19 protein-coding genes and 1 riboswitch are annotated in these 18246 nt (G+C 64.5%); of the genes, 1 reads left to right on the top strand and 18 read right to left on the bottom strand.

From position 1 onward, the window contains the following. Window positions 1–78: 78 nt before the first annotated feature. Window positions 79–142, bottom strand: a riboswitch (Fluoride riboswitch). A 61-nt stretch (window positions 143–203) separates the two neighbouring features. The 13 genes from VGN82_RS08405 to VGN82_RS08345 all read right to left on the bottom strand — a co-directional run bounded on the left by VGN82_RS08405 (window position 204) and on the right by VGN82_RS08345 (window position 11309). Next, entirely contained in the window at window positions 204–938 is a 735-nt protein-coding gene (locus tag VGN82_RS08405; RefSeq protein WP_327526561.1) for a glutaredoxin, read from the bottom strand. A 24-nt stretch (window positions 939–962) separates the two neighbouring features. Continuing rightward, window positions 963–1415: a DUF305 domain-containing protein gene (locus tag VGN82_RS08400; RefSeq protein WP_327526560.1), complete on the bottom strand. Its 453-nt coding sequence runs from the start codon at window positions 1413–1415 to the stop codon at window positions 963–965. A gap of 121 nt (window positions 1416–1536) precedes the next feature. Next, window positions 1537–1725, bottom strand: coding sequence for a hypothetical protein (locus tag VGN82_RS08395; protein WP_327526559.1), 189 nt, complete (start codon window positions 1723–1725; stop codon window positions 1537–1539). A 53-nt stretch (window positions 1726–1778) separates the two neighbouring features. Beyond that, window positions 1779–2063: a copper-binding protein gene (locus VGN82_RS08390; protein WP_327526558.1), complete on the bottom strand. Its 285-nt coding sequence runs from the start codon at window positions 2061–2063 to the stop codon at window positions 1779–1781. Between the two features lie 35 nt (window positions 2064–2098). Then, window positions 2099–2584, bottom strand: a complete 486-nt coding sequence (locus VGN82_RS08385; protein ID WP_327526557.1) for a cupredoxin domain-containing protein — start codon at window positions 2582–2584, stop codon at window positions 2099–2101. A 25-nt stretch (window positions 2585–2609) separates the two neighbouring features. Beyond that, window positions 2610–4043, bottom strand: coding sequence for a multicopper oxidase family protein (locus VGN82_RS08380; RefSeq protein ID WP_327526556.1), 1434 nt, complete (start codon window positions 4041–4043; stop codon window positions 2610–2612). A gap of 20 nt (window positions 4044–4063) precedes the next feature. Then, window positions 4064–5440, bottom strand: coding sequence for a TolC family protein (locus VGN82_RS08375; RefSeq protein WP_327526555.1), 1377 nt, complete (start codon window positions 5438–5440; stop codon window positions 4064–4066). A gap of 473 nt (window positions 5441–5913) precedes the next feature. Next, the gene (locus VGN82_RS08370) at window positions 5914–7242 is read right to left on the bottom strand and encodes an ATP-binding protein (RefSeq protein WP_327526554.1); all 1329 of its coding nucleotides are present in this window, start codon (window positions 7240–7242) and stop codon (window positions 5914–5916) included. Then, window positions 7239–7982 (bottom strand): response regulator transcription factor, encoded by a 744-nt coding sequence (locus VGN82_RS08365; RefSeq protein WP_327526553.1) that lies wholly within the window; start codon window positions 7980–7982, stop codon window positions 7239–7241. Before VGN82_RS08365 ends, VGN82_RS08370 begins: the two co-directional genes overlap by 4 nt. A 61-nt stretch (window positions 7983–8043) precedes the next feature. Beyond that, the gene (locus VGN82_RS08360) at window positions 8044–9546 is read right to left on the bottom strand and encodes a multicopper oxidase family protein (RefSeq protein ID WP_327526552.1); all 1503 of its coding nucleotides are present in this window, start codon (window positions 9544–9546) and stop codon (window positions 8044–8046) included. A 119-nt stretch (window positions 9547–9665) separates the two neighbouring features. After that, window positions 9666–10247, bottom strand: coding sequence for a phosphatase PAP2 family protein (locus VGN82_RS08355; protein ID WP_327526551.1), 582 nt, complete (start codon window positions 10245–10247; stop codon window positions 9666–9668). 80 nt (window positions 10248–10327) lie between these two features. Then, complete coding sequence (locus VGN82_RS08350) at window positions 10328–10534, bottom strand: hypothetical protein (protein WP_327526550.1); 207 nt, start codon at window positions 10532–10534, stop codon at window positions 10328–10330. Between the two features lie 22 nt (window positions 10535–10556). Beyond that, window positions 10557–11309: a COG4280 domain-containing protein gene (locus VGN82_RS08345; protein ID WP_327526549.1), complete on the bottom strand. Its 753-nt coding sequence runs from the start codon at window positions 11307–11309 to the stop codon at window positions 10557–10559. 137 nt (window positions 11310–11446) lie between these two features. Between VGN82_RS08345 and VGN82_RS08340 the strand changes: the two genes are divergently transcribed. Beyond that, complete coding sequence (locus VGN82_RS08340; protein ID WP_327526548.1) at window positions 11447–11995, top strand: Chromate resistance protein ChrB; 549 nt, start codon at window positions 11447–11449, stop codon at window positions 11993–11995. A 114-nt stretch (window positions 11996–12109) separates the two neighbouring features. Here the strand turns inward: VGN82_RS08340 and VGN82_RS08335 are convergent, their stop codons facing one another. The 5 genes from VGN82_RS08335 to VGN82_RS08315 form a co-directional block, all read right to left on the bottom strand. Next, a complete protein-coding gene (locus tag VGN82_RS08335) occupies window positions 12110–13180 on the bottom strand; it encodes an ABC transporter ATP-binding protein (protein ID WP_327526547.1) in 1071 nt (356 codons plus the stop codon). Next, window positions 13177–14859, bottom strand: coding sequence for an ABC transporter permease (locus VGN82_RS08330; RefSeq protein WP_327526546.1), 1683 nt, complete (start codon window positions 14857–14859; stop codon window positions 13177–13179). The genes VGN82_RS08335 and VGN82_RS08330 overlap by 4 nt, the downstream gene beginning before the upstream one ends. 36 nt (window positions 14860–14895) lie before the next feature. Beyond that, window positions 14896–15993, bottom strand: a complete 1098-nt coding sequence (locus tag VGN82_RS08325; protein ID WP_327526545.1) for an ABC transporter substrate-binding protein — start codon at window positions 15991–15993, stop codon at window positions 14896–14898. A gap of 129 nt (window positions 15994–16122) precedes the next feature. Continuing rightward, window positions 16123–16791: an aspartate/glutamate racemase family protein gene (locus VGN82_RS08320; RefSeq protein ID WP_327526544.1), complete on the bottom strand. Its 669-nt coding sequence runs from the start codon at window positions 16789–16791 to the stop codon at window positions 16123–16125. Next, complete coding sequence (locus VGN82_RS08315; RefSeq protein ID WP_327526543.1) at window positions 16791–18245, bottom strand: NAD(P)H-dependent oxidoreductase; 1455 nt, start codon at window positions 18243–18245, stop codon at window positions 16791–16793. Before VGN82_RS08315 ends, VGN82_RS08320 begins: the two co-directional genes overlap by 1 nt. Window position 18246 lies beyond the last annotated feature (1 nt).

The following is an 18246-nucleotide window of genomic DNA, read 5'->3' as shown; positions in this document are numbered from 1 at the left end:
TCGGCCCCCTCAGATTGGAAGCGGGCCGGAAGCCCACCTTGCGGCAGGCTGCGCTGGACGCAATCCCACCGCTTATTGCGCGCGGTAGGAGTCATCAGCCTTCGCAGGTGGTTTCGGGGGCAACCCCATCCCCATCGGATCAGGCCATCCTGGCAGATGGCCGGTGCCAGCGGAAGCCAACGAAGCGCGATGCGGCGCGGCCCTCAAAGCAGATGGAAGCCCATCCAAAGCGCCATGAAGACCATCATCAGGTTTTCAGTCAACGAGACGAACCCGAGGGGCACCTTGCTGGAGCCGCCGACGCAGGCGCATTTCAGCTCTCGCCCATCGACATAGACCGCCTTGATGACCGAAATGGCGCCGATCGTGCCGATGATCGTGGCAAGTGGCGCCGAGAACCACGTCGCCAGACCTGCCAGCATCAGCACGCCGGCGGCGAGCTCCGCATAAGGGTAGATGTAGCCGTAAGGCACCCAGCGCCGGGCCAGCAGGTCGTAGTTCAGGAACATCGTCGAGAAGGTCTCGACATCCTGGAGCTTCAGCATCGCAAGCAGGCACATGCTGGTCGCGATGAACCATTCGAGCGAGCGGCCGAAGGCGAGCGTGCCGAAGGCGGCCCACTGAGCCGCAAGGGCTATCAGAAGCGCGACAGTAAAGACGGCGATGACGGGCCGGTAAGACGGGACATCGGGATCGGCGACAGCCAAGCCGAAATGGCGCCGCAGATCGTCATATCCACCGATCCGAGCGCCATCGATGAAGACCTGGGGTGTGGTCTTCACATCGTGGCTGCGCTTGAATGCGTCGGTCTCCTCGCGCGAGCGCAGCGGGTGGTCCTCGACGGAGAAGCCTTTCCGTTTCAGCAGGTCGAGCGCCTTGAGGCCATAAGGGCAGACATGCTCGGGCGTGACCATCCGGTAGAGTTCAGCAGACGGCATGAGCCGATCCTCCGTATGCGGGCGTCACCGCGCCTTGCGTTCCAGGTCGCCGATCAACGAGGTCATCTCCGCGATCTCCTTGCGCTGGGTCGCGATTATGCCGTCGGCGAGCTGCCGGACGCGCGGATCCTCGATCTGCGCGCGTTCGCTGGTGAGAAGCGCGATCGAATGATGGGGGATCATGGCCTTCATGTAGGCGACATCGCCGACCGTCCGCTGGCTGCGCACGGCCCACACGGCGCCGGCGAAGAGGATGACGGCACCGACCATGATCGTGATGTTCGCGGTTCGATTCCGGTACATCGACGTCATGAAACCGAGCATCACGACAGCCATCGATGCCCCCATGACGAGCGCCATCCAGAGCCTCGTCTGACTGAACCAGACATGGTCGAACGCATCACTGTTGACGTAGGTCAGACAGAACATGATCGCGGTCGAAACCGCGATCATCGCCAGGAAACGTAGGTAGCGCATCGCGGTGTCCTCCGTGGCGCCTGCGGCCATGATGGAGCAACGGGTGAGAGCCAGCGAAGGTCCGCCTGTTACCGAATGCAACAAACCGTGCGAGCGGGAGCCACCATCGTCTTCGTACTGCTCAGGACGCGGGCTTGGACGTCACTGTGCACGCGGTCTTCGAGCAGAAGACCGCGACGATCCGGTGAGAGGTCGAAAAGCAGTTCGCGGCGTAGAGGGCGCCTTCGGCCGATTTCGACACGGTGCTGATCGTCGCGACCGGACAGCCGGCCGCGAGCAATGCCGACTGAAGATCGGCGTCGCGCGCCAAGGCCGCCGTCGAGGTCAGAATGACGACTGCCATGCCGCACGGGCGCCAAATCCTCATTTCTGGATCTTGGTCACGGTGAGCTGGCCGTTGACGCGGTCCGCAGTGAACTTGACCTTGTCTCCCGGCTTGATCGTCTTGAGCATGGCGGCGTCGCCGGCTTTGAACACCATCGTCATGCTGTCCATGTCGAGGTTCTTGATCGGGCCGTGGTCGAGGGTCAGCTTGCCCTGGGCCGTGTCGATCTTCTTGACCGTGCCGGCAACGAGCGGCGTTTCCTGTGCGACGGCCGGCAGGGCGAGCAGGCTCGCGAGGCTGAGGGCGATGAGCGGCATGCGCATGTCGATGTCCTTCCTTGAGAATCTGTCTGACATCGTCACTTGACGATGATCTTGCCGGTCATGCCGGCTTCGCGATGCCCCGGGATGAGGCAGGAGAAGTCGAACTCGCCGGCCTTGGTGAACTGCCAGACGATCTCGCCCGTCTTCTTCGGCATCAGGCGCTTGGCGTTGGGATCGTCATGCTCCATGTCGGGGTTCTTCTGCATCTCGATTGCGTGCTTGAGGTTCTCCTCCAGCGTCGCGAGCACGAGCTCATGGTCGAGCTCGCCATTGTTGCGGAGCGCCAGCTTGATCTGTTCGCCACGCCGCACCTCGATGCGATCGGGAATGAAGGACATTTTGCCGTCCCTTTCGCTCATCACGACCTGGACGAGGCGGGCCGGCTTCTTCGGGTCGCCCGGCTTGCCATAGGCCGTCTCGTCGCCGTGGCCATGCCCGGCGGCGCCGGGGCCAGCAATAGCCGCGGTCGTTGGAAGAGCCAGGGCCAGCACCAGGCTCAGGCCGATCATTCTGCTACGCATTTGATTGTCCTCCTCAGGGAGATCGTCAGTGATTGGAATGGCCGCCCGCCTTTACGGGCAGCGGTTTGCCGTTGGCGCCGAGGCGCGGCTTGCGCGGGTCCTTGACTGACCAGTCGAGTGAATCGCGCTTGCTGTCTGGCCCGCTTATTCGCGGCGCCTCGGCGAGCTTCTCGCCCTTGTACTCGTAGGCGACAGTGCCCTCGGGATTCTTGAACCAGCCGGGGTCTTTGTAGTCGCCGGCGCTCAGGCCTTCGCGCACCTTCACGACGGAGAACATGCCGCCCATCTCGACGGGGCCGAACTGGGCGTAGCCGGTCATCATCGGCAGCGTGTTGTCGGGCCCCTGCATCTCCATCGAGCCCATCTCGCCCATGCCGTTGGAGCCCATCGGCATGTAGCCGGGCGCGATCTTGGCGATGCGCTTGGCGAGGTCCTTTTTGTTGACGCCGATATAGGTCTTCACCGAATGACCCATGGCGTTCATCGTGTGGTGCGACTTGTGGCAATGGATCGCCCAGTCACCGGGCTCGTCGGCGACGAAGTCGAAGGCACGCATCTGGCCGACCGCGCAATCGATCGAGACCTCTGGCCATGCAGCAGCCGGATCGACCCAGCCCCCGTCGGTGCACGAAACTTTGAACTCGTAGCCGTGCATGTGGATCGGGTGGTTGGTCATGGTCAGGTTGCCGAAGCGAATCCGGACCTTGTCGTTCTTAGCGACGACGAAGGGATCGATGCCGGGGAAGGCCCGGCTGTTCCAGGTCCACAGGTTGAAATCGAGCATCGTGTTCACCTTCGGCACATAGGAGCCGGCCTCGATGTCGAAGGCGTTGAGGAGGAAGACGAAGTCGCGGTCGACGCGGCGGAAGGCGGGGTCCTTGGGATGGACCACGAGGAAGCCCATCATGCCCATCGCCATCTGGACCATCTCGTCGGAATGCGGGTGGTACATGAAGGTGCCGGAGCGGCGCATCTCGAACTCGTAGACGAAGGTTTTTCCCGGCGGGATGTGCGGCTGGTTGAGTCCGCCGACGCCGTCCATGCCGTTCGGAAGGCGCTGACCATGCCAGTGCACCGCCGTGTTCTCCGGCAACTTGTTCGTGACGAAGATGCGGACCTTGTCCCCCTCGACGGCCTCGATCGTCGGGCCGGGCGATTGGCCATTATAGCCCCAGAGATGGGCCTTCATGCCGGGTGCGATCTCCCGGATCACCGGCTCGGCGACGAGGTGGAACTCCTTCCAGTCACCGTTCATGCGCCATGGCAGAGACCAGCCGTTCAGCGTCACCACCGGCTGGTAGTCGACGCCGGTCGTCGGTGCCTTAGGAACCTGCGTCTCCGCGCTGCGGGTCGAGGCAGCCTCGGGAAGGCTCGCGGCCTGGGCGCGGCCGCTGACGAGACCGGCCGCCGCGACGGCGAAGCCGGACGCGCCGACGAAATTCCTGCGGGATAGCGTCATCGTTTGGTCTCCTCGTCGGCTCAATGCCCGCCCGCTTCGGCAGCGCCGGCGGATGCCACAGTCGCTCCGCCGGCACCGCCACCGCCGACTCCGCCGCCAATGGTGGCGTGCTTCAGATCGACCGTGGCGATCCAGAAATCGCGCTTCGCGTCGACGGCCTGGGCGTTGCTGAGAATGCGCGCTCGGGCGTCGACGATCAGCGTCGTCACGTCGATCAACATGCCGCTGTACTGCAGCAGGGATTCGTCCTGGATCGTCTTGCGCAGGGGCAGGATCTGCGTCTGGTAATGCCGCGCGATCTCGTGTGAGCCGCGGTAGCCGAGATAGGCCTCGCGCACTTCGGAGCGCGCATTGACCGCTTTCTCGGCCAGCCGATTGGCGGCGGCGAGATAGGTCTGCTCGGCGGCCGCGACCTTCGACTGCCCGAAGTCGAATAGCGGGATCTCGAACTCGACCTCCAGCGTCCGCTTGCGCTTGCTCTCCCGTTCCACCTCGCTGTGCCCATCGGCGCCGATGGTAACGTTGCGGGCGCGGTCATAGGTCGTTCGACCCAGCAGATCGACGTCGTTGACGAAGCGCGTCGCCTGGGTCAGCCCGAGTTTCTTGGCGAGGATGTCGAGATCGGCCCGCGCGATCTGGAGATCGACGCGCTTGCGCATCGCCGTTCCCTCCAGGTCGCGGGCCGTCTGAATGCGGCCCGGCATGGCTGGCAGGCGCGAGGGCAAGCGAACGTTCGCATCCTTGCCCCAGAGCCCAAGGACCCGCGAGAGCTTCTCGCGTTCGATCTTCTCCTGAAGCCGCGCCTTTGCCAGTTGCGCCGTTGCTTCCGCGTAGAGGGCATGCTCGCGGGCCTGTTCGAGCTTGTTCATGCCGCCGGACTCGCCCAGGCGCTTGATCAGCTCCGAGCTCGCCTCGGAAGAGGCCACGGCCTGTTGCAGATATCCGACCTGTTCGATCGCAGCGACAGAACGATAGAACTGGCGCCTCGCATCGGCGGCAAGACGGAACGTGGCCTCCGCCGCCTTGAGCTGCGCGCTGCGGAAGGTGTCAACGGCGATCTCGGCGCGCGCGGGCAGGGTCGCCAGCGCGAACAGACTGCCGACGACCTGTCGCTCGATCTCTGTCTCGAAACGTCCACTCAGACGGGAGATGGCGAAGCGCGGATTGGGCGGCAGACTGGCCGCGACCATCTGCGCCTCGGCAAGGCCGAGATCGTTATAGGCGGCCTGCAGGCCCCGATTGTTGAGGAGCGCGATCTGGACGGCGGAGTCAGCCGACATCGAGCCTTTCAGGAGCGAAGCGACGCGGTCCCGGCTGGTCAGAGCGGTCGTCTCGTCTGTCACCTTGACGACATCCTTGCCCAACTCGGTCAAGGCGAGGGATTGCGCGGTCTGCATCCCGCCATCCGGAGAAAAACCCGCGCATCCGCCGAGTGCAGCCGTCAACGCGGCAGCCGGGAGGACGCGCCTGAGACGCGAGGTCGATGAGGGAAAACGCATCTCAGTTTCCCTTCGGCGCGACTTCGCGGTTGAGGTCTTCCCAACCTTTGGGCTCGACCGGGCGGAAGGTCCGGGTGCCGGCCGTCACCGGGCGATAGGTGACCGGCGGCACGCGCGCTCCAGGGTTCGACGGCGCCTCTCCTACCTCCGTTCTGGGGAGCACTGTGCAGCCGCCTGCGATCGCCAACCCGACGGTCATCGCGCCGGCGCGGAAGGCCCGGGACGGCCGAACGGGGATTGGAAAGCGCAGTGAAAGCATCGCGAAGGCTCTTCCGAAGAGGGTGAGATCACGAGAATCACCCTATCGGAGCCGGCGCCGGGGCGGTGTTACATCGCGTTACAGCGAGACGATCCGAGCGACGTGCTTGGCATCACAGTGGCCGTGGCAGGCGAACGATCGCGCGCAAGCCTCCGCCCGCCCGATTTTCGAGGCTGACCTCGCCGCCATGCCCCCGGATCACGGTGCGCGCGATCGTCAGCCCAAGGCCGACACCGCCGGTCTCGCGGTTGCGCGATGTGTCGAGCCGCTTGAACGGGGCAAAGACGGACTCGATTTCGTTCGCCGCGATCCCCGGCCCGTCGTCGTCGATCGTCAGGATCACCGCCACGTCTTCGGCAATCAGCGCCATGCGCGCCCGCGAGCCATAACGCACTGCATTCCAGATCAGATTGGTGAAGGCCCGCTTGAGCGGGAGGTGCCTGCCGTTGAACGGCAGGCACGCCGGTGCGCTCAACGATACGTCATGGCCCGCATCAATCAGGTCATCGCGGATCGTCTGGAGAAGCGCCGGCAGGTCGATCGTGCGGGAGGGCTCGTCGACCTGTTCTCCTTTGAGGAACATCAGGCTGGCATCGAGCATGGCTTCCATCTCGTCGAGATCGGCCTCGATATCGTCGGCGCTGGAATGAGGCCCGAGCTCGGCAGCGCGCAGTCGCAACCGCGTCAGTGGCGTTTTGAGATCGTGCGATACCGCCGCCAGCGTCTGCGTTCGGTCATCGACGAGCCGTTTGATCCGTCGCTGCATATCGTTGAATGCGAGTGCCAGCTCCCGGATCTCGCGCGGACCATCCAGCGCAACCTCGACCGGCTCCGCACCTGAGTAGCTGCGCTTGGCGGCTACACCAAGAACGCGAAGCGGCCGGGTAAGCCAGCGCACCATGAGGATCGCGATCAGCACAACCCCGAGGCCCATCAGCGTGGTCGACCAGATCACGCCATGCATGGTCCCGTGCGGTCCGGCCAGGCGGGTGACACTGATGTTGAGCCAGCCTTCGTCCGCGCCGTGGATCGACACGTCGATCCGGTGTGGATCGATGCCCCCGCCGGTCGCTGGTGGAGCCGAGACGATCAACTGCTGCCCCGCGAGCTCGGGCTCCAGCGACAGGAGACGATCCCTCAGAGCGCCGATTGACGGGTCGGCCTGTCTGCTGGAAGAGGCCAGGCTCACGGAACTCCAGTGCACCTCTACGGCCCCGTCCGACAGGGAATGTGCGATGGCCTCCCGCTCTGTCGCCGGGAGTGCGAGAACAGCGCGCTTGATGGAGACGAGCCGCTCCGCAAGCCGGCTCTCGTTGTTCAGGTCGAGTTCCGAGCGCAGGCCGACTTGGTAGGTCCAAAGCGAGGCGAGGTGAAAGAGGCCGAGGCCGAACAGCAGCACGGCGACGGTCCGCAATTGGATCGTGTCGAACCGCGACTTCAAGAGATGCGCTCGACGGTCGGCATGAACATGTAGCCGGTTCCACGGATGGTGCGGATCATCGGCTCGGATGCTTCATCGCGCTCGATCTTTTTGCGCAACCGGCTGATCTGCACATCGATGACCCGGTCGTAGCCCGTCGCGACGCGGTTCTTCGCGAGATCGAGCAGCAGATCGCGGCCAAGCACCTTGCCGGCAGCCTCTACGAAGGCGCGCAGCATGTCGAACTCGCCGGTGCTGAGGTCGACGATGCTCCCTTGCGGATCGGTCAGCTCGCGCCGCGCGACATCCAGCGTCCAGCCCGAGAAGCGGAAGGCGCGCGCGGGCGTCAGGGCATTGGGCGCCCCATCTGCGCGCACCCGGCGCATGACGGCGTTGATCCGCGCGACGAGCTCGCGCGGACTGAAGGGCTTTGCCAGATAATCGTCCGCGCCGAGATCGAGACCTTCGACCCGGTCGGCCTCGCTGCCGCGTGCGGTCAGCATGATCACGGGTACGGCCGATCCGCGTCGCAATTCGCGACAGAGATCGAAACCCGAAGCGCCGGGCAGCATGACGTCTAGTACCACGAGGTCGAACGCGTTCGAGGCCATCGCCGCATGCATCTCATCGCCATTCGCAGCGCCGGTGACGCGATAGCCGCTAGCGCGCAACAGGCGGGAAACCAGCAGGCGAAGTTGCGGATCGTCGTCGACGACCAGAACATGGGACTCCCGCGACGGCGTCTGGCCGGTGCTATCCATCGGCTATCGAGCGTACTGCGGAGGCCGCTCCCATCATCATCCCTGCCAACAAACAACTGTTCTAGGCTCGGACATCGAGAACCCCCATCATGCCGAGCTGTTCATGCTCGAGGATGTGGCAATGATACATGCGCGGGCCGAGCTGGTCCTGTCGGAGCAGGATCCGAACCGTCTCGCCCCGCGCCACGTTGATCGTGTCCTTCCAGGCGCGATACGCGGCCGGTGTGATCTGGCCGGCTTTCTCGATCTCGACGACCTGAAACTGCGTGCCATGCACATGGAATGGATGATCCATATCGGTCGGGTTGCGGATTTCCCATGATTCCGTCTCGCCCTGCTTCGCGATCACGTCGATCCGCTTCATGTCGAAGGCGCGGCCGTTGATCATGAACTCCATCTTCATCCCGCTCCTCGACATCCGCATGTTCTCGCCGAAGACGAAGCTGCGCCGGACTTTCGGCGTTCCGAGCCCCTCGATCGACCGTAGACTCTCCGGAAGCTGCGGCGTGGGCCCCGCGGTACCCGGCTCCACCTTAACCGTCAGTAAGCTTTGGGCGCGGCTCACGGGTTTGCCGGGCCCCATCCAACCGCGGTCGTAATCCAGCGTTGCGAGTTCGTAGTTGCCCTGCCGGGGAAACGAAACGACGATGTCCGCGCGCTCGGCCGGGCCGAGAAGCAGTTCACGTAAGCCGGTCAACGGAGTTTCGAGCAGCCCGCCATCGGTCCCGACCAAGGTCATTTCCAGATCGGAGAAGTACAGCCGCAGGTAGCGCGCGTTCGTCGCATTGAAGAGCCGGAAGCGGCGGTGCGTCCCCGCTGCGAGCGACAGGACCGGCTTCTTGCCGCCATTGACGAGCACATGATCGCCGACGCGGCCATTCATCATGTCAGCCATCGTGCTCGCCGGCATCTTTCCGTCCGCATCGATGCGCAGATCGGTGAAGAAGAGCGGTGTATCGCCGAAGGCAGCCGGCACCGGATCGATCCGCGGCTTCACGATGAACGCGCCGCCCAGGCCACGATAGACCTGCTCTGCCGTCAGCTCGTGCGGATGCGGATGGTACCAGTAGGTTCCGGCGCTCCCGGCCGACAATGGGAAGCGATAGAGCCGGCTGGCGCCCGAGGCGACCGGGTCCATCGGATTGCCGTCCTGATCGGCCGGCACGGGCAGACCGTGCCAATGGATCGTGCTGATCTCGCCGGGTATCCGGTTCTGGAAATCGATCTCGACCCAATCCCCTTCGGTCGCCTCGATCAACAGGCCCGGGCCGGCGGAGTTGTAGCTCAGAACGGGCGTCCGTACGCCGTCGAGAAAGGTCGCCTCGCCGGGAGCGGCGGAGATGCTCGCCTTGAACAGCCCTGCCTCGGTGGATGCGTTCTTGAGCCGGGGCAGGTCGGCGAGCGGTCGGCCCTCTGGCAGCTTTGCTGCAGTCGCCGGTCCAGTCGGGTTGCCGTGGCTCATGCCGGCCATTCCCGGCATTGCGTCCATCTTCATCTGGGCGCGCGCCTGAGCCGCTCCCAGGATCACCGCGGCGCCGCCGCTCAGAAAGGCTCTGCGGTCCATCGCACCGCTCCAACGCTGTTTGATGTCTACGACGTGGCCCGGTTTCGGGTCGGTCACGCGGGCTTGAGGCCGCCTCGCGGTATACGCTTCTGCGGGCGCCCGCAGTGTTACATATGGTTTCAGGCGTCGGCTCTGATCGGACTTCGCGCTCCGGCAATCGACGCGCTCGCGATCGAGCTGAGGAGCCCGAGCGCCCACCCGGCGAGCACGTCGCTGGGGTAATGGACGCCGAGATAGACCCGGCTGATTCCGACCGCCGCGATCAGGATGGTCGTGACCGCGCAGATATAGCCCCGCGCCGCGCCGGATCGCTGATGGCGCGAGACGATGAGTGCGAGCGTCGAGAAGATGGCGACCGACAGGGTCGCGTGACCGCTCGGAAAGCTGGATGTGAAGGTTCGGGCCAGATGCACGATGTCCGGCCGCGTCCGCTCGAAGACGAGCTTCAGCCCGAACGCGGCGACGGTAGCGACGGCCCCCGACAGCAGGAGCTCTCTCGCCTCAGACATATAACCGGTCAGCGCCAGATAACCCAATGCGGCAGCCACCACGAAGCCGAGGAAGACGAGGCTTCCCAATGCGGTCACGTCCCGTCCCATTTCCTGGACCCATGCCGGACCGATCGGTTGCGCCGGCTGCCCTGCCACGCGAAACAGGGCTGTGATCGCGTCGTCCAGGCCGAGGATCGCGCCGCTCTGCATGGCGAAGGCGAGACCAGCGAAGGCTGCGATCGCGATGGCTGCGACCACGCCCATGCAGGCGGACCGCGTCGCGGAGCTCGTCACTTCGCCGCGCCCTTCACGACACTGGACATCAACACGCCCGCTATTCCGATCACGAGCAGAAGTGCGACCGCCAGCGATCCGGCATGGAACGACCAGACCACGAGGCCGCAGGCGGCGACGACCGCGAGGATGGAGACGGCAAGGAATTCGTCATCGACAAACATGCCGATGAACTCGCTTACGATCAGACGGAAGATGTTCATGAGGCTGGTCCTTTCAGAATGCTCAGGAATTGACGGGCGCGCGGGCGATCGGAACCAGCGCCAATCCGAACGTGAGAAAGAAGGCGACCAGACCGAGGATCGCGAAATCATGGCCGGGCCAGGTCACGCCCAGACCTTCGCCCGTCCAATAGACGCCGAACCCCGACAGCATGACGCCGACGCCGAACTTCAGCGTGTTCTCCGGGACGCGGGACAAAGGGCTGCGCAGGAGCATGCCGATCGCGAGGACGAGCGCGCAAGCCGCGACTGCGCCGAGCGCTGCCGGCCAGAGCAGGCCCCGCCCGGCGCCGACCGCGATGACGACGAAGACGACTTCGATCCCCTCCAGAACGATCGCCTTGAAGGCGGCGAGACCGGCGATCCAGTCGAGATGCCGCTCGTCCCGGGCGGCTGCACCGCGCAGCTCCGACGCTTCCCTGGCGAAGGCCAGTGCCTCGTCGTGCAGGGCGATGACGCCCGCGCTCCGCAGGATTGCCTTTCGCAGCCACCGCAATCCGAACAGGAGAAGGAGCACGCCGATGATGAGCTGGAGAGCCTGCAGTGGAATGCGATCCAGCAGAGGCCCAAACGTGAACACGAGCACCGCGAGCAGGCCGAGCCCGGCGACCGCACCGGTCAATGCGGGCCGCAGGCCCCGCACCGTGGCTACAGCGAGGACGATGGTGAAGGCTTCGACGACCTCGACGAGCGAGGCGAGGAAGGCGGCGGAGACGGCGGGAGCGGCCGTCGCCCACGATATCGTGGATGGGAGCATGACGCCTCGGCCCTTTCCGATGAGAGATCAAACGCAGGCACCGCTAGCTCTCGACATCGAAGAATGTCACAGTCGCATAACGTGGAGCTTATGCGCCGCACATTAAAATGTAACGGCCGTAACAATCAAGAGGTATGATGGCTTCTCTCGAATGGTTGCTGCTGACCTACAAGGTCCCTGCCGAGCCGGCGCGCAAGCGCGTCTCGATCTGGCGCAAGCTGAAGGGGATGGGCGCGATCTACCTGCAGGGCGGCGTCTGCCTCCTGCCCAAGACCGACGACCATCTGCGACGCTTGAAAATGCTTGAGAACGAGATCGCCGAGGCCGAAGGCGAAGCCCTCCTGCTCGCGACCGTCGGGCTCGATCAGAAACAGCAGGACAAGATCGTCGCGCGCTTCAATGCCGATCGCGATGACGAGTACAAGGAGTTCATCGACAAGTGCATCGCTTTGGAGGTGGAGATCGCCGAGGAAACGCGCGTCAAACACTTCACCTTCGCGGAGCTCGAAGAGAACGAGCAGGAGCTGGGCAAGTTCAGGACGTGGATCGCCAAGATCCAGAAGCTCGATTTCTATGGCGCCCCGCGCGCTGAGGAAGCGAAAGAGAGATTGGCTCGCTCGGAGCAGATTCTTGACGCCTACGCGCACAACGTGTTCGCCGCGCAGGACGAGAACAGCAGCAAATGAGGGGGCCGTCGAAAGGCCGCTTCTGGCATGCACCGAATGTCGGCAAATGGCGCCACTCCCGCGTTAGGTGAGGCGGCAGCGATCTGCGCGTCGTCGCAGCGAAGGCGGCTTCCATCAAGCCGACTTCGAGGCGCCGAATATCCACACGCACTCGGGCGGGAACTCGCACCACGCCGGCCCTGAGGTAAGAGATCGCGTGCCGAATCCGCGCATTGACGCTCCCCCCAGCGACATTCGGTATTCCCAGTGCTGGCCGAGATAGATGCTGGCTTCGAGCTCGACCGGGACACGGTTCCTGCCCGGGCCATCAGCCATCCGTACCTTGTCGACGCGGATCACTGCGACCGCGTCACGGGAAGCGGCCCCATCTTGTCTGGTTCCCGTCAGTTGCCAGCCGCCCCCGTGGATCGTCGTTGTGCCGTCCGGCTGCTCACGAGCCTCACCGTGAAGCAGGTTGTTCGAGCCAAGGAATTCAGCGACGTAACGGTCGCGCGGGTTCTCGTAGATGTCGATCGGTGTCCCCTCTTGGAGAATGGCGCCGTCCTTGAGCAGGATCACCTTGTCGGACATCGCCAAGGCCTCGCTCTGGTCATGGGTCACGATGACCGCGCAGAGCTCGAGATCGAGGATCAGCCTGCGGATGAAGTAGCGGGCCTCGTCTCGCAGCTTCGCATCGAGGTTCGACAGGGGCTCGTCGAGCAGGATGGCGCGCGGTTCATAGACCAGCGCGCGGCAGATCGCGACTCGTTGCTGCTGACCGCCCGAGAGCTGGAAAGGATAGCGCTCGCCGAGATGCCCCAGCCCGAGCCGGCCCAACATCTCTGTGACGCGCCGGCCGATCTCCGCCGGCGCGACGCCGCGCAGCTTAAGCCCGAAGGCGACGTTTTCGGCGACGGTCCGATGCGGCCACAGCGCATAGGACTGGAACACGAGGCCGATGTCGCGCTGTTCGGGCGGCAGGCTCAGGCGCCGGTCAACATCGAGCACAGGCTTGCCGCCGATGACGATCCGCCCCTTCGACGGATGTTCGAGCCCCGCAATCGACCGCAGCAGCGTGGTCTTGCCGCTGCCCGAAGCGCCCAGCAACGCCACGATCTCGCCGCGACGGCCTTCGAAGCTCGCGCCCTTGAGGACGGGGACCGAGCCGAGGCTCAGCTCGATGTTCTCGACGTGAAGATCCGTCATTTGCCATAGGCTCCGAAGCGGAACGCGACAGCCAGGCCGAGGGCCGTGAACGTGACGCTGATGAGGGACAAGGCCGCGATGGTGGCGAGGTCGCCGCTGGCCAGAAGGGAGACGATCAGCGAGCCGATGACTTCGGTGCCGCTGGTCATGAGATAGACGCCCGTCGCGTATTCGCGCAGGAAGATGATCATGATCATCGCCCAGGCGCCGAAGAGGCCGGGCCGGACGATCGGGATCACGATCTCGGTCCAGCTGCGACGCAGGCTCGCGCCGCTGGTGCGGGCCGATTCCTCGAGCTCCGGCGAGACCTGAAGCAGCGTGCTCTGGATCATCCGCAAGCCATAGGACAGGCCGACCACCACATAGGCGATGAGCAGGCTGACCAGCGTTGCGCGCAGCGGCGAGAGGAATGGCACGAACAGAAAGAGCCAGAAGAAGGCGAGACCGATGACCAGCCCCGGCAGGGCCCGCGGCAGGAGGACCATGTAGTCGAGCGCCACAGCCGCGAAGCTCGCGTTGCGATGCCCGGCCAGCGCGACGACGAGATAGATGGCAACAGCGATCGCTCCCCCGAACACCGCGATCAGCGCCGTGTTGACCAAGCCGCGCGACAGGCTCGAAATCTTGAACAGCTGTTGGAAATTCGCGAGCGTCAGATGTTCCAGCAGGTCGACGCCCTGCCCCCACGAGTCGACGAAGGCGCGGACCGCGATCCCGCTGATCGGGAGCAGTACCGATACCACCAGCCACAGGCCGATCGCGGCGAGAGCGACGATCTGCCCGGCGGTCCCGAGCTTGACCCGTGTCGGCCTGCCGCCCTTGCCACCGACCGTCGCATAGCGGCGCGAACGGTCGAGCAGGCGACGCTGGATCGCGACGAGCGGCAGGGTGACGATGAGCAGCAGCACGGCGACAGCCGCCATCAGATGATAGGACGGCACGCCCAGCAGCGTCGTGAGCTTGTAGAGATAGGTTGTCAGGACGAGCACGCCGCTGGGATCGGCGAGCACGAGCGGCAGCCCGAAGCTTTCGAAGGCAAGCAGGAAGTTCAACGCCGCGCTGTAGACGAGCGCTGGCAGCACCAGCGGCAACGTCACCTCCATCGCGATCCTGGGCAGGCTTGCGCCCATGGTGCGCGCCGCCTCCTCGAGATCGGCCGGGAGATTCCGCATCGCCGACGAGACGTAGAGATAGACGTAGGGCACGTGGCTCAAGCCGCCGATGATAATCAGCGAAGGCAGCCCGTAGATGTTCCAGGGCACGAAACCCAGCACGTCCTGCACCGCGAGCGAAACGAAGCCGGAAGGGCCGACCGAGACCGTGTAGCCGAAGCCGAGCACCAGCGCCGACAGGAACATCGGCACCAGCACCACGGGCTCGATCCAGCTCCGCCCCTTGATGTCGGTCCGCGTTAAAAGAAAGGCGAGCGCCGCCCCCAGCGGAACCGCGATGGCAACCAGGCCGACGGCGAAGACCGCCGTCGTCCACAAGGCCCGATAGAAATCGGGATCGGAGAAGACATAGCCGAATGCCGAGAGGCTGAACCCCGTCGTAGGGAAGAAAAACGGCCCATCGAGGAAGCTCTGATAGATGATCAGCCCGACGGGAGAGAGAACCAGCACTCCGAGCAGGCCGATCGTTGTCCTGCGAAAAACCAAGGCCTCGCCATCGGCACGCATTAAAAAGCCCTTCTCCGCGTCACATGATGGCGGCGTTCAGCGGCGCATCGCCTGCTTCCAGCGAGAGAAGAAGTCGGCACGCTTGGTCTTGTCGAGATTGTCGAGCAGTGTCGCGTCCAGCGCGATCGGCTGCAGCTTGCCATTGGCGAGCTCGTTCAGGCTCTTGAAGTTGGGCACACCGTCGACGTCGCTGCGAACCGAAGGAAGGCCTGCCTGGCCCATGACCTTCTGCCCTTCCGCCGACAGCATGAAGTCGATCAGGAGCTTGGCCGCGTTGGGATGCGGCGCGTTCCTGGCGATCAGCGCGGCCCGCGATACGGCGCTGGTGCGATCGTCGGAGTAGATGATCCCCAATGTCGGGTTAGCCTTGACCCATTCGGCCGCATAGGCGCCGTTGACGTAGAAGGCGATGATCTCCTCGCCGGAGACGACCTTCTCGCGCATCTGTCCGGAGTTCGAGTAGATCTTGCCGCCGGCCTCGCCGAAGGCCGACATCAACGGCCAGAAGCCGGGATTATGGCGCATGTCGTCCTTCATTGCGACATAGCCCTGCCCGGACTTTTCGGGATCCCAGCTCGCGACCTTGCCCTGAAATACGTCCTTATGGTCCTTCAGGAGCTTGGTCAGCTCCGTCAGGTTCTTCGGAACGAGAGCTGCAGGCACTAGGCGCTTGTTGTAGAGGATCACGCCCGGCTCGATCGATGTCAGGTAGGCGGAATCCTTGTACTTCGCGAAACCCGGCACGTGCGATGCCTCGGGCGAAGCGTAACGCTCGGCAAGCCCGTCCTCGACCAGGCGCACCTGCAGGTCCAGCCCCACCGACCAGACGACATCGCCGCCGACCTGGCGGGCAGCGAACTCGCTCACGACGCGGTTGTAGATCGCCGTGTTCGAGAGATCGTTATAGTCGACCTTGACGCCCGGATACTTCGTCTCGAATGCCTTGATCAGGGCGTTTGCCGGCCCGGAATCGGTCGGAGAATAAACAATGACCTTACCCTCCTTCTTCGCGGCGGCCACGATATCCGAGTAGCCTGCCGGATAGGTCGTAGTCGTCGCCTGGGCGAGCGCAGACGTCGCCGCCAGGGTGGCAAACGCAATCGCAGCGCAGCTCGTCTTCAAGAAGCTCAGCATCTGTTTTCCTCCACGGTTGCAACCCACCTTTATCGGGGGCTTTGATTGATGGGCTCGGATCGAGCCTGGGTCGCTCCCGGCGTCCGCACTGATCGCACGAAGTCCGGCAGCGGGATATTTGGCAAGGCGTCACCCGCCTGAGACGAGCTCCCGCATCCGGGCCACGGCAGCGTCCGGCGCCGTCAGTACCGGAACCGCTACGGCCGCGCGCACCGCGTCCGCCGCGTGCGAGGTCGAGAATTGGGCGAGCATGATGGCGTCGTGCCCTCCCAGTTCGGGCGCACGGTCCGCGACCAGCCGATTGTGACCGTCGGCGTCTCCTGCCCTCAGAAGATCGATGGCGTCAGCCACGACGATCGTATCGAGGGTTGCCGCCGCTCGTGCCTGCGAAACGAAGGCGTCGAATTCGTCGCACATCGTCGAGAGTGCCGGCGCGAAGGTCGCCAGCATCCCGATGCGGGCGCCGCTGGCAATGGCTTGGCGGAACATGGCCTCGTTGGGCTTCACCACCGGGATGGGAAGCGCCTCCGCCATGCGTTCGATCGCCGGCCCGAAGGCCGAGCAGGTCACGAGAATGCCGTCCGCGCCGATCCGGTGGGCATAGCGGCCGAACTCGACGAAGCGCTCCGTCAAGTCCTCGGACAGATTGACCCCGTCCTTCGCGCGGTCGACGGGCAGGCTGTCGTCCAGCAGGTTCACCGGCTCGGCGCTCGGCCACAGCCGCGCCATCGCCCCCAGCACGGGTTCGATCGCGACGGATGTCGCGTGATACAAAACGATCCGCGGCGCAGCCGCCATCACGCCTTCTCCAAATGGGGGGCAGCGGCGGCTCGCTTCTGCATCAGGAAAACCTGGTCCTGCTGCCGCCTCAGGCTCCAGAGTAAGGAGTCGGTGGGCTCTTCTACCATGTCGTAGGTGACGAGGGTCCCAGCCGGGATATCCACGGAGGCACGGTTGCCGGTGAGCAGATGCGAGCACGCTGCGTTGCCGAGCGCGACCGGTTGGGCCGGCACGATGCGCGCGGTCAGCTGCGGGCTGTGGTCGTTGCCGAAGACCTCGCCGGCCTGAATGTCGCGGGCTGCGATTTTCACCAGATCGTAGCGCGGCAAATAGTCGTCCGAGCCGGTATCGATGCCCAAGAGTCCGGCCATCAGGATCGAGGTCGAGGTCTCGACGCCGCACAAATGATAGGGCCGGTAGATAACGGCAGCGGTGTCGTCGTAATTGGCGATCTGGCCCTTCGTCGCGAGGATGTGGTTGGAATAGGCGTTGTCGCAGCGCACGACCAGGAAAACGCCGCCGCCGAGGCCCGATTCCGCAGGGGCTCGCAGGCAGGTGGCGAGGTCGATCTTGCCAGAGCGGTCGAACAATCCGCCATGGGCCTGCTCGCAATAGGCGACCGGAATCTCGGTGATGCGCAGGGGCGCGTGAACGAGCGTGTCGAGCGCCGGCGACAGGCCGGTATAATTGGCGGCGATCGTCATCTCGCAAAGATCATACGAGCCGGGCTGCGGCAACCCGCCGAGAATCGTCGCCCGTCGCGCCACATATTCCGGCGCGCAACCTGCCGGGATCATCTCGAGGTATTTGCGATCTGCGGGATCGATCGTGATCGACGCTTGGTAGGGGGCGTGGATCGGCTTGTCGGTGACGATGCGCGCGACGCCCGTTTCGGCGTCGTAGATGAATTCTCCATCCGTCGCCTTGCCCCCGCTGATGACCGTCAGACCGACCGACTTGGCCCATTCGTACAGCTGGATGAACAGCCCATGCTGGTCGCCATCGACCGGCGTGTAGACGACCCCCGCTTCTCGGGCGAGCTTCTTGAGGATCGGACCGACGGTGACGTCACAATCCTTGGTTATCATGGCGACGTGTTTGCGGTTCTCGATCGCCTTCAGCGCGTAGACGGCGCTCGCCTCGGGAATTCCTGTGCTTTCGCAGACGATGTCGACCGCGGACAGCTCGGTCACGAGCAGCGGCTTGTCCGTGTAGATCCGCTTGCCGGCCCGGATCGCGTCGTCCGCTGTCTCGACACTGTCGGCATAAGCGATGATCGAGGGCTCGAAGCCGGCCTTCAGATAGGCGCCCTTGGCCGCATCCAATGAAATGTCGGCAACCGCAACAACGCTGAGAAGCGGCGTATGGGGGTCCTGGGTGACGATAGCGGTGCCATAGGCCCCCGCGCCGATGACGCCGGCCCGGACATGGTCCTGCTTGGCGAACTTCGAATAGAGATGATGGTAGACCATG

The organism is Allobosea sp., assembly GCF_035999205.1.
Classification (GTDB): Bacteria; Pseudomonadota; Alphaproteobacteria; order Rhizobiales; family Beijerinckiaceae; genus Allobosea.
This window is presented reverse-complemented; position numbering and strand designations above follow the sequence as displayed.

What these genes read in the sequence shown, in the direction of transcription:
- VGN82_RS08405 (WP_327526561.1), bottom strand. Translation starts at nt 938, where the DNA reads ATGCCGTCTGCTGAACTCTACCGGATGGTCACGCCCGAGCATGTCTGC.
- VGN82_RS08400 (WP_327526560.1), bottom strand. Translation starts at nt 1,415, where the DNA reads ATGCGCTACCTACGTTTCCTGGCGATGATCGCGGTTTCGACCGCGATC.
- VGN82_RS08390 (WP_327526558.1), bottom strand. Translation starts at nt 2,063, where the DNA reads ATGCGCATGCCGCTCATCGCCCTCAGCCTCGCGAGCCTGCTCGCCCTG.
- VGN82_RS08385 (WP_327526557.1), bottom strand. Translation starts at nt 2,584, where the DNA reads ATGCGTAGCAGAATGATCGGCCTGAGCCTGGTGCTGGCCCTGGCTCTT.
- VGN82_RS08380 (WP_327526556.1), bottom strand. Translation starts at nt 4,043, where the DNA reads ATGACGCTATCCCGCAGGAATTTCGTCGGCGCGTCCGGCTTCGCCGTC.
- VGN82_RS08375 (WP_327526555.1), bottom strand. Translation starts at nt 5,440, where the DNA reads ATGCAGACCGCGCAATCCCTCGCCTTGACCGAGTTGGGCAAGGATGTC.
- VGN82_RS08365 (WP_327526553.1), bottom strand. Translation starts at nt 7,982, where the DNA reads ATGGATAGCACCGGCCAGACGCCGTCGCGGGAGTCCCATGTTCTGGTC.
- VGN82_RS08360 (WP_327526552.1), bottom strand. Translation starts at nt 9,546, where the DNA reads ATGGACCGCAGAGCCTTTCTGAGCGGCGGCGCCGCGGTGATCCTGGGA.
- VGN82_RS08355 (WP_327526551.1), bottom strand. Translation starts at nt 10,247, where the DNA reads ATGCAGAGCGGCGCGATCCTCGGCCTGGACGACGCGATCACAGCCCTG.
- VGN82_RS08350 (WP_327526550.1), bottom strand. Translation starts at nt 10,534, where the DNA reads ATGAACATCTTCCGTCTGATCGTAAGCGAGTTCATCGGCATGTTTGTC.
- VGN82_RS08345 (WP_327526549.1), bottom strand. Translation starts at nt 11,309, where the DNA reads ATGCTCCCATCCACGATATCGTGGGCGACGGCCGCTCCCGCCGTCTCC.
- VGN82_RS08340 (WP_327526548.1), top strand. Translation starts at nt 11,447, where the DNA reads ATGGCTTCTCTCGAATGGTTGCTGCTGACCTACAAGGTCCCTGCCGAG.
- VGN82_RS08335 (WP_327526547.1), bottom strand. Translation starts at nt 13,180, where the DNA reads ATGACGGATCTTCACGTCGAGAACATCGAGCTGAGCCTCGGCTCGGTC.
- VGN82_RS08330 (WP_327526546.1), bottom strand. Translation starts at nt 14,859, where the DNA reads ATGCGTGCCGATGGCGAGGCCTTGGTTTTTCGCAGGACAACGATCGGC.
- VGN82_RS08325 (WP_327526545.1), bottom strand. Translation starts at nt 15,993, where the DNA reads ATGCTGAGCTTCTTGAAGACGAGCTGCGCTGCGATTGCGTTTGCCACC.
- VGN82_RS08320 (WP_327526544.1), bottom strand. Translation starts at nt 16,791, where the DNA reads ATGGCGGCTGCGCCGCGGATCGTTTTGTATCACGCGACATCCGTCGCG.
- VGN82_RS08315 (WP_327526543.1), bottom strand. Translation starts at nt 18,245, where the DNA reads ATGGTCTACCATCATCTCTATTCGAAGTTCGCCAAGCAGGACCATGTC.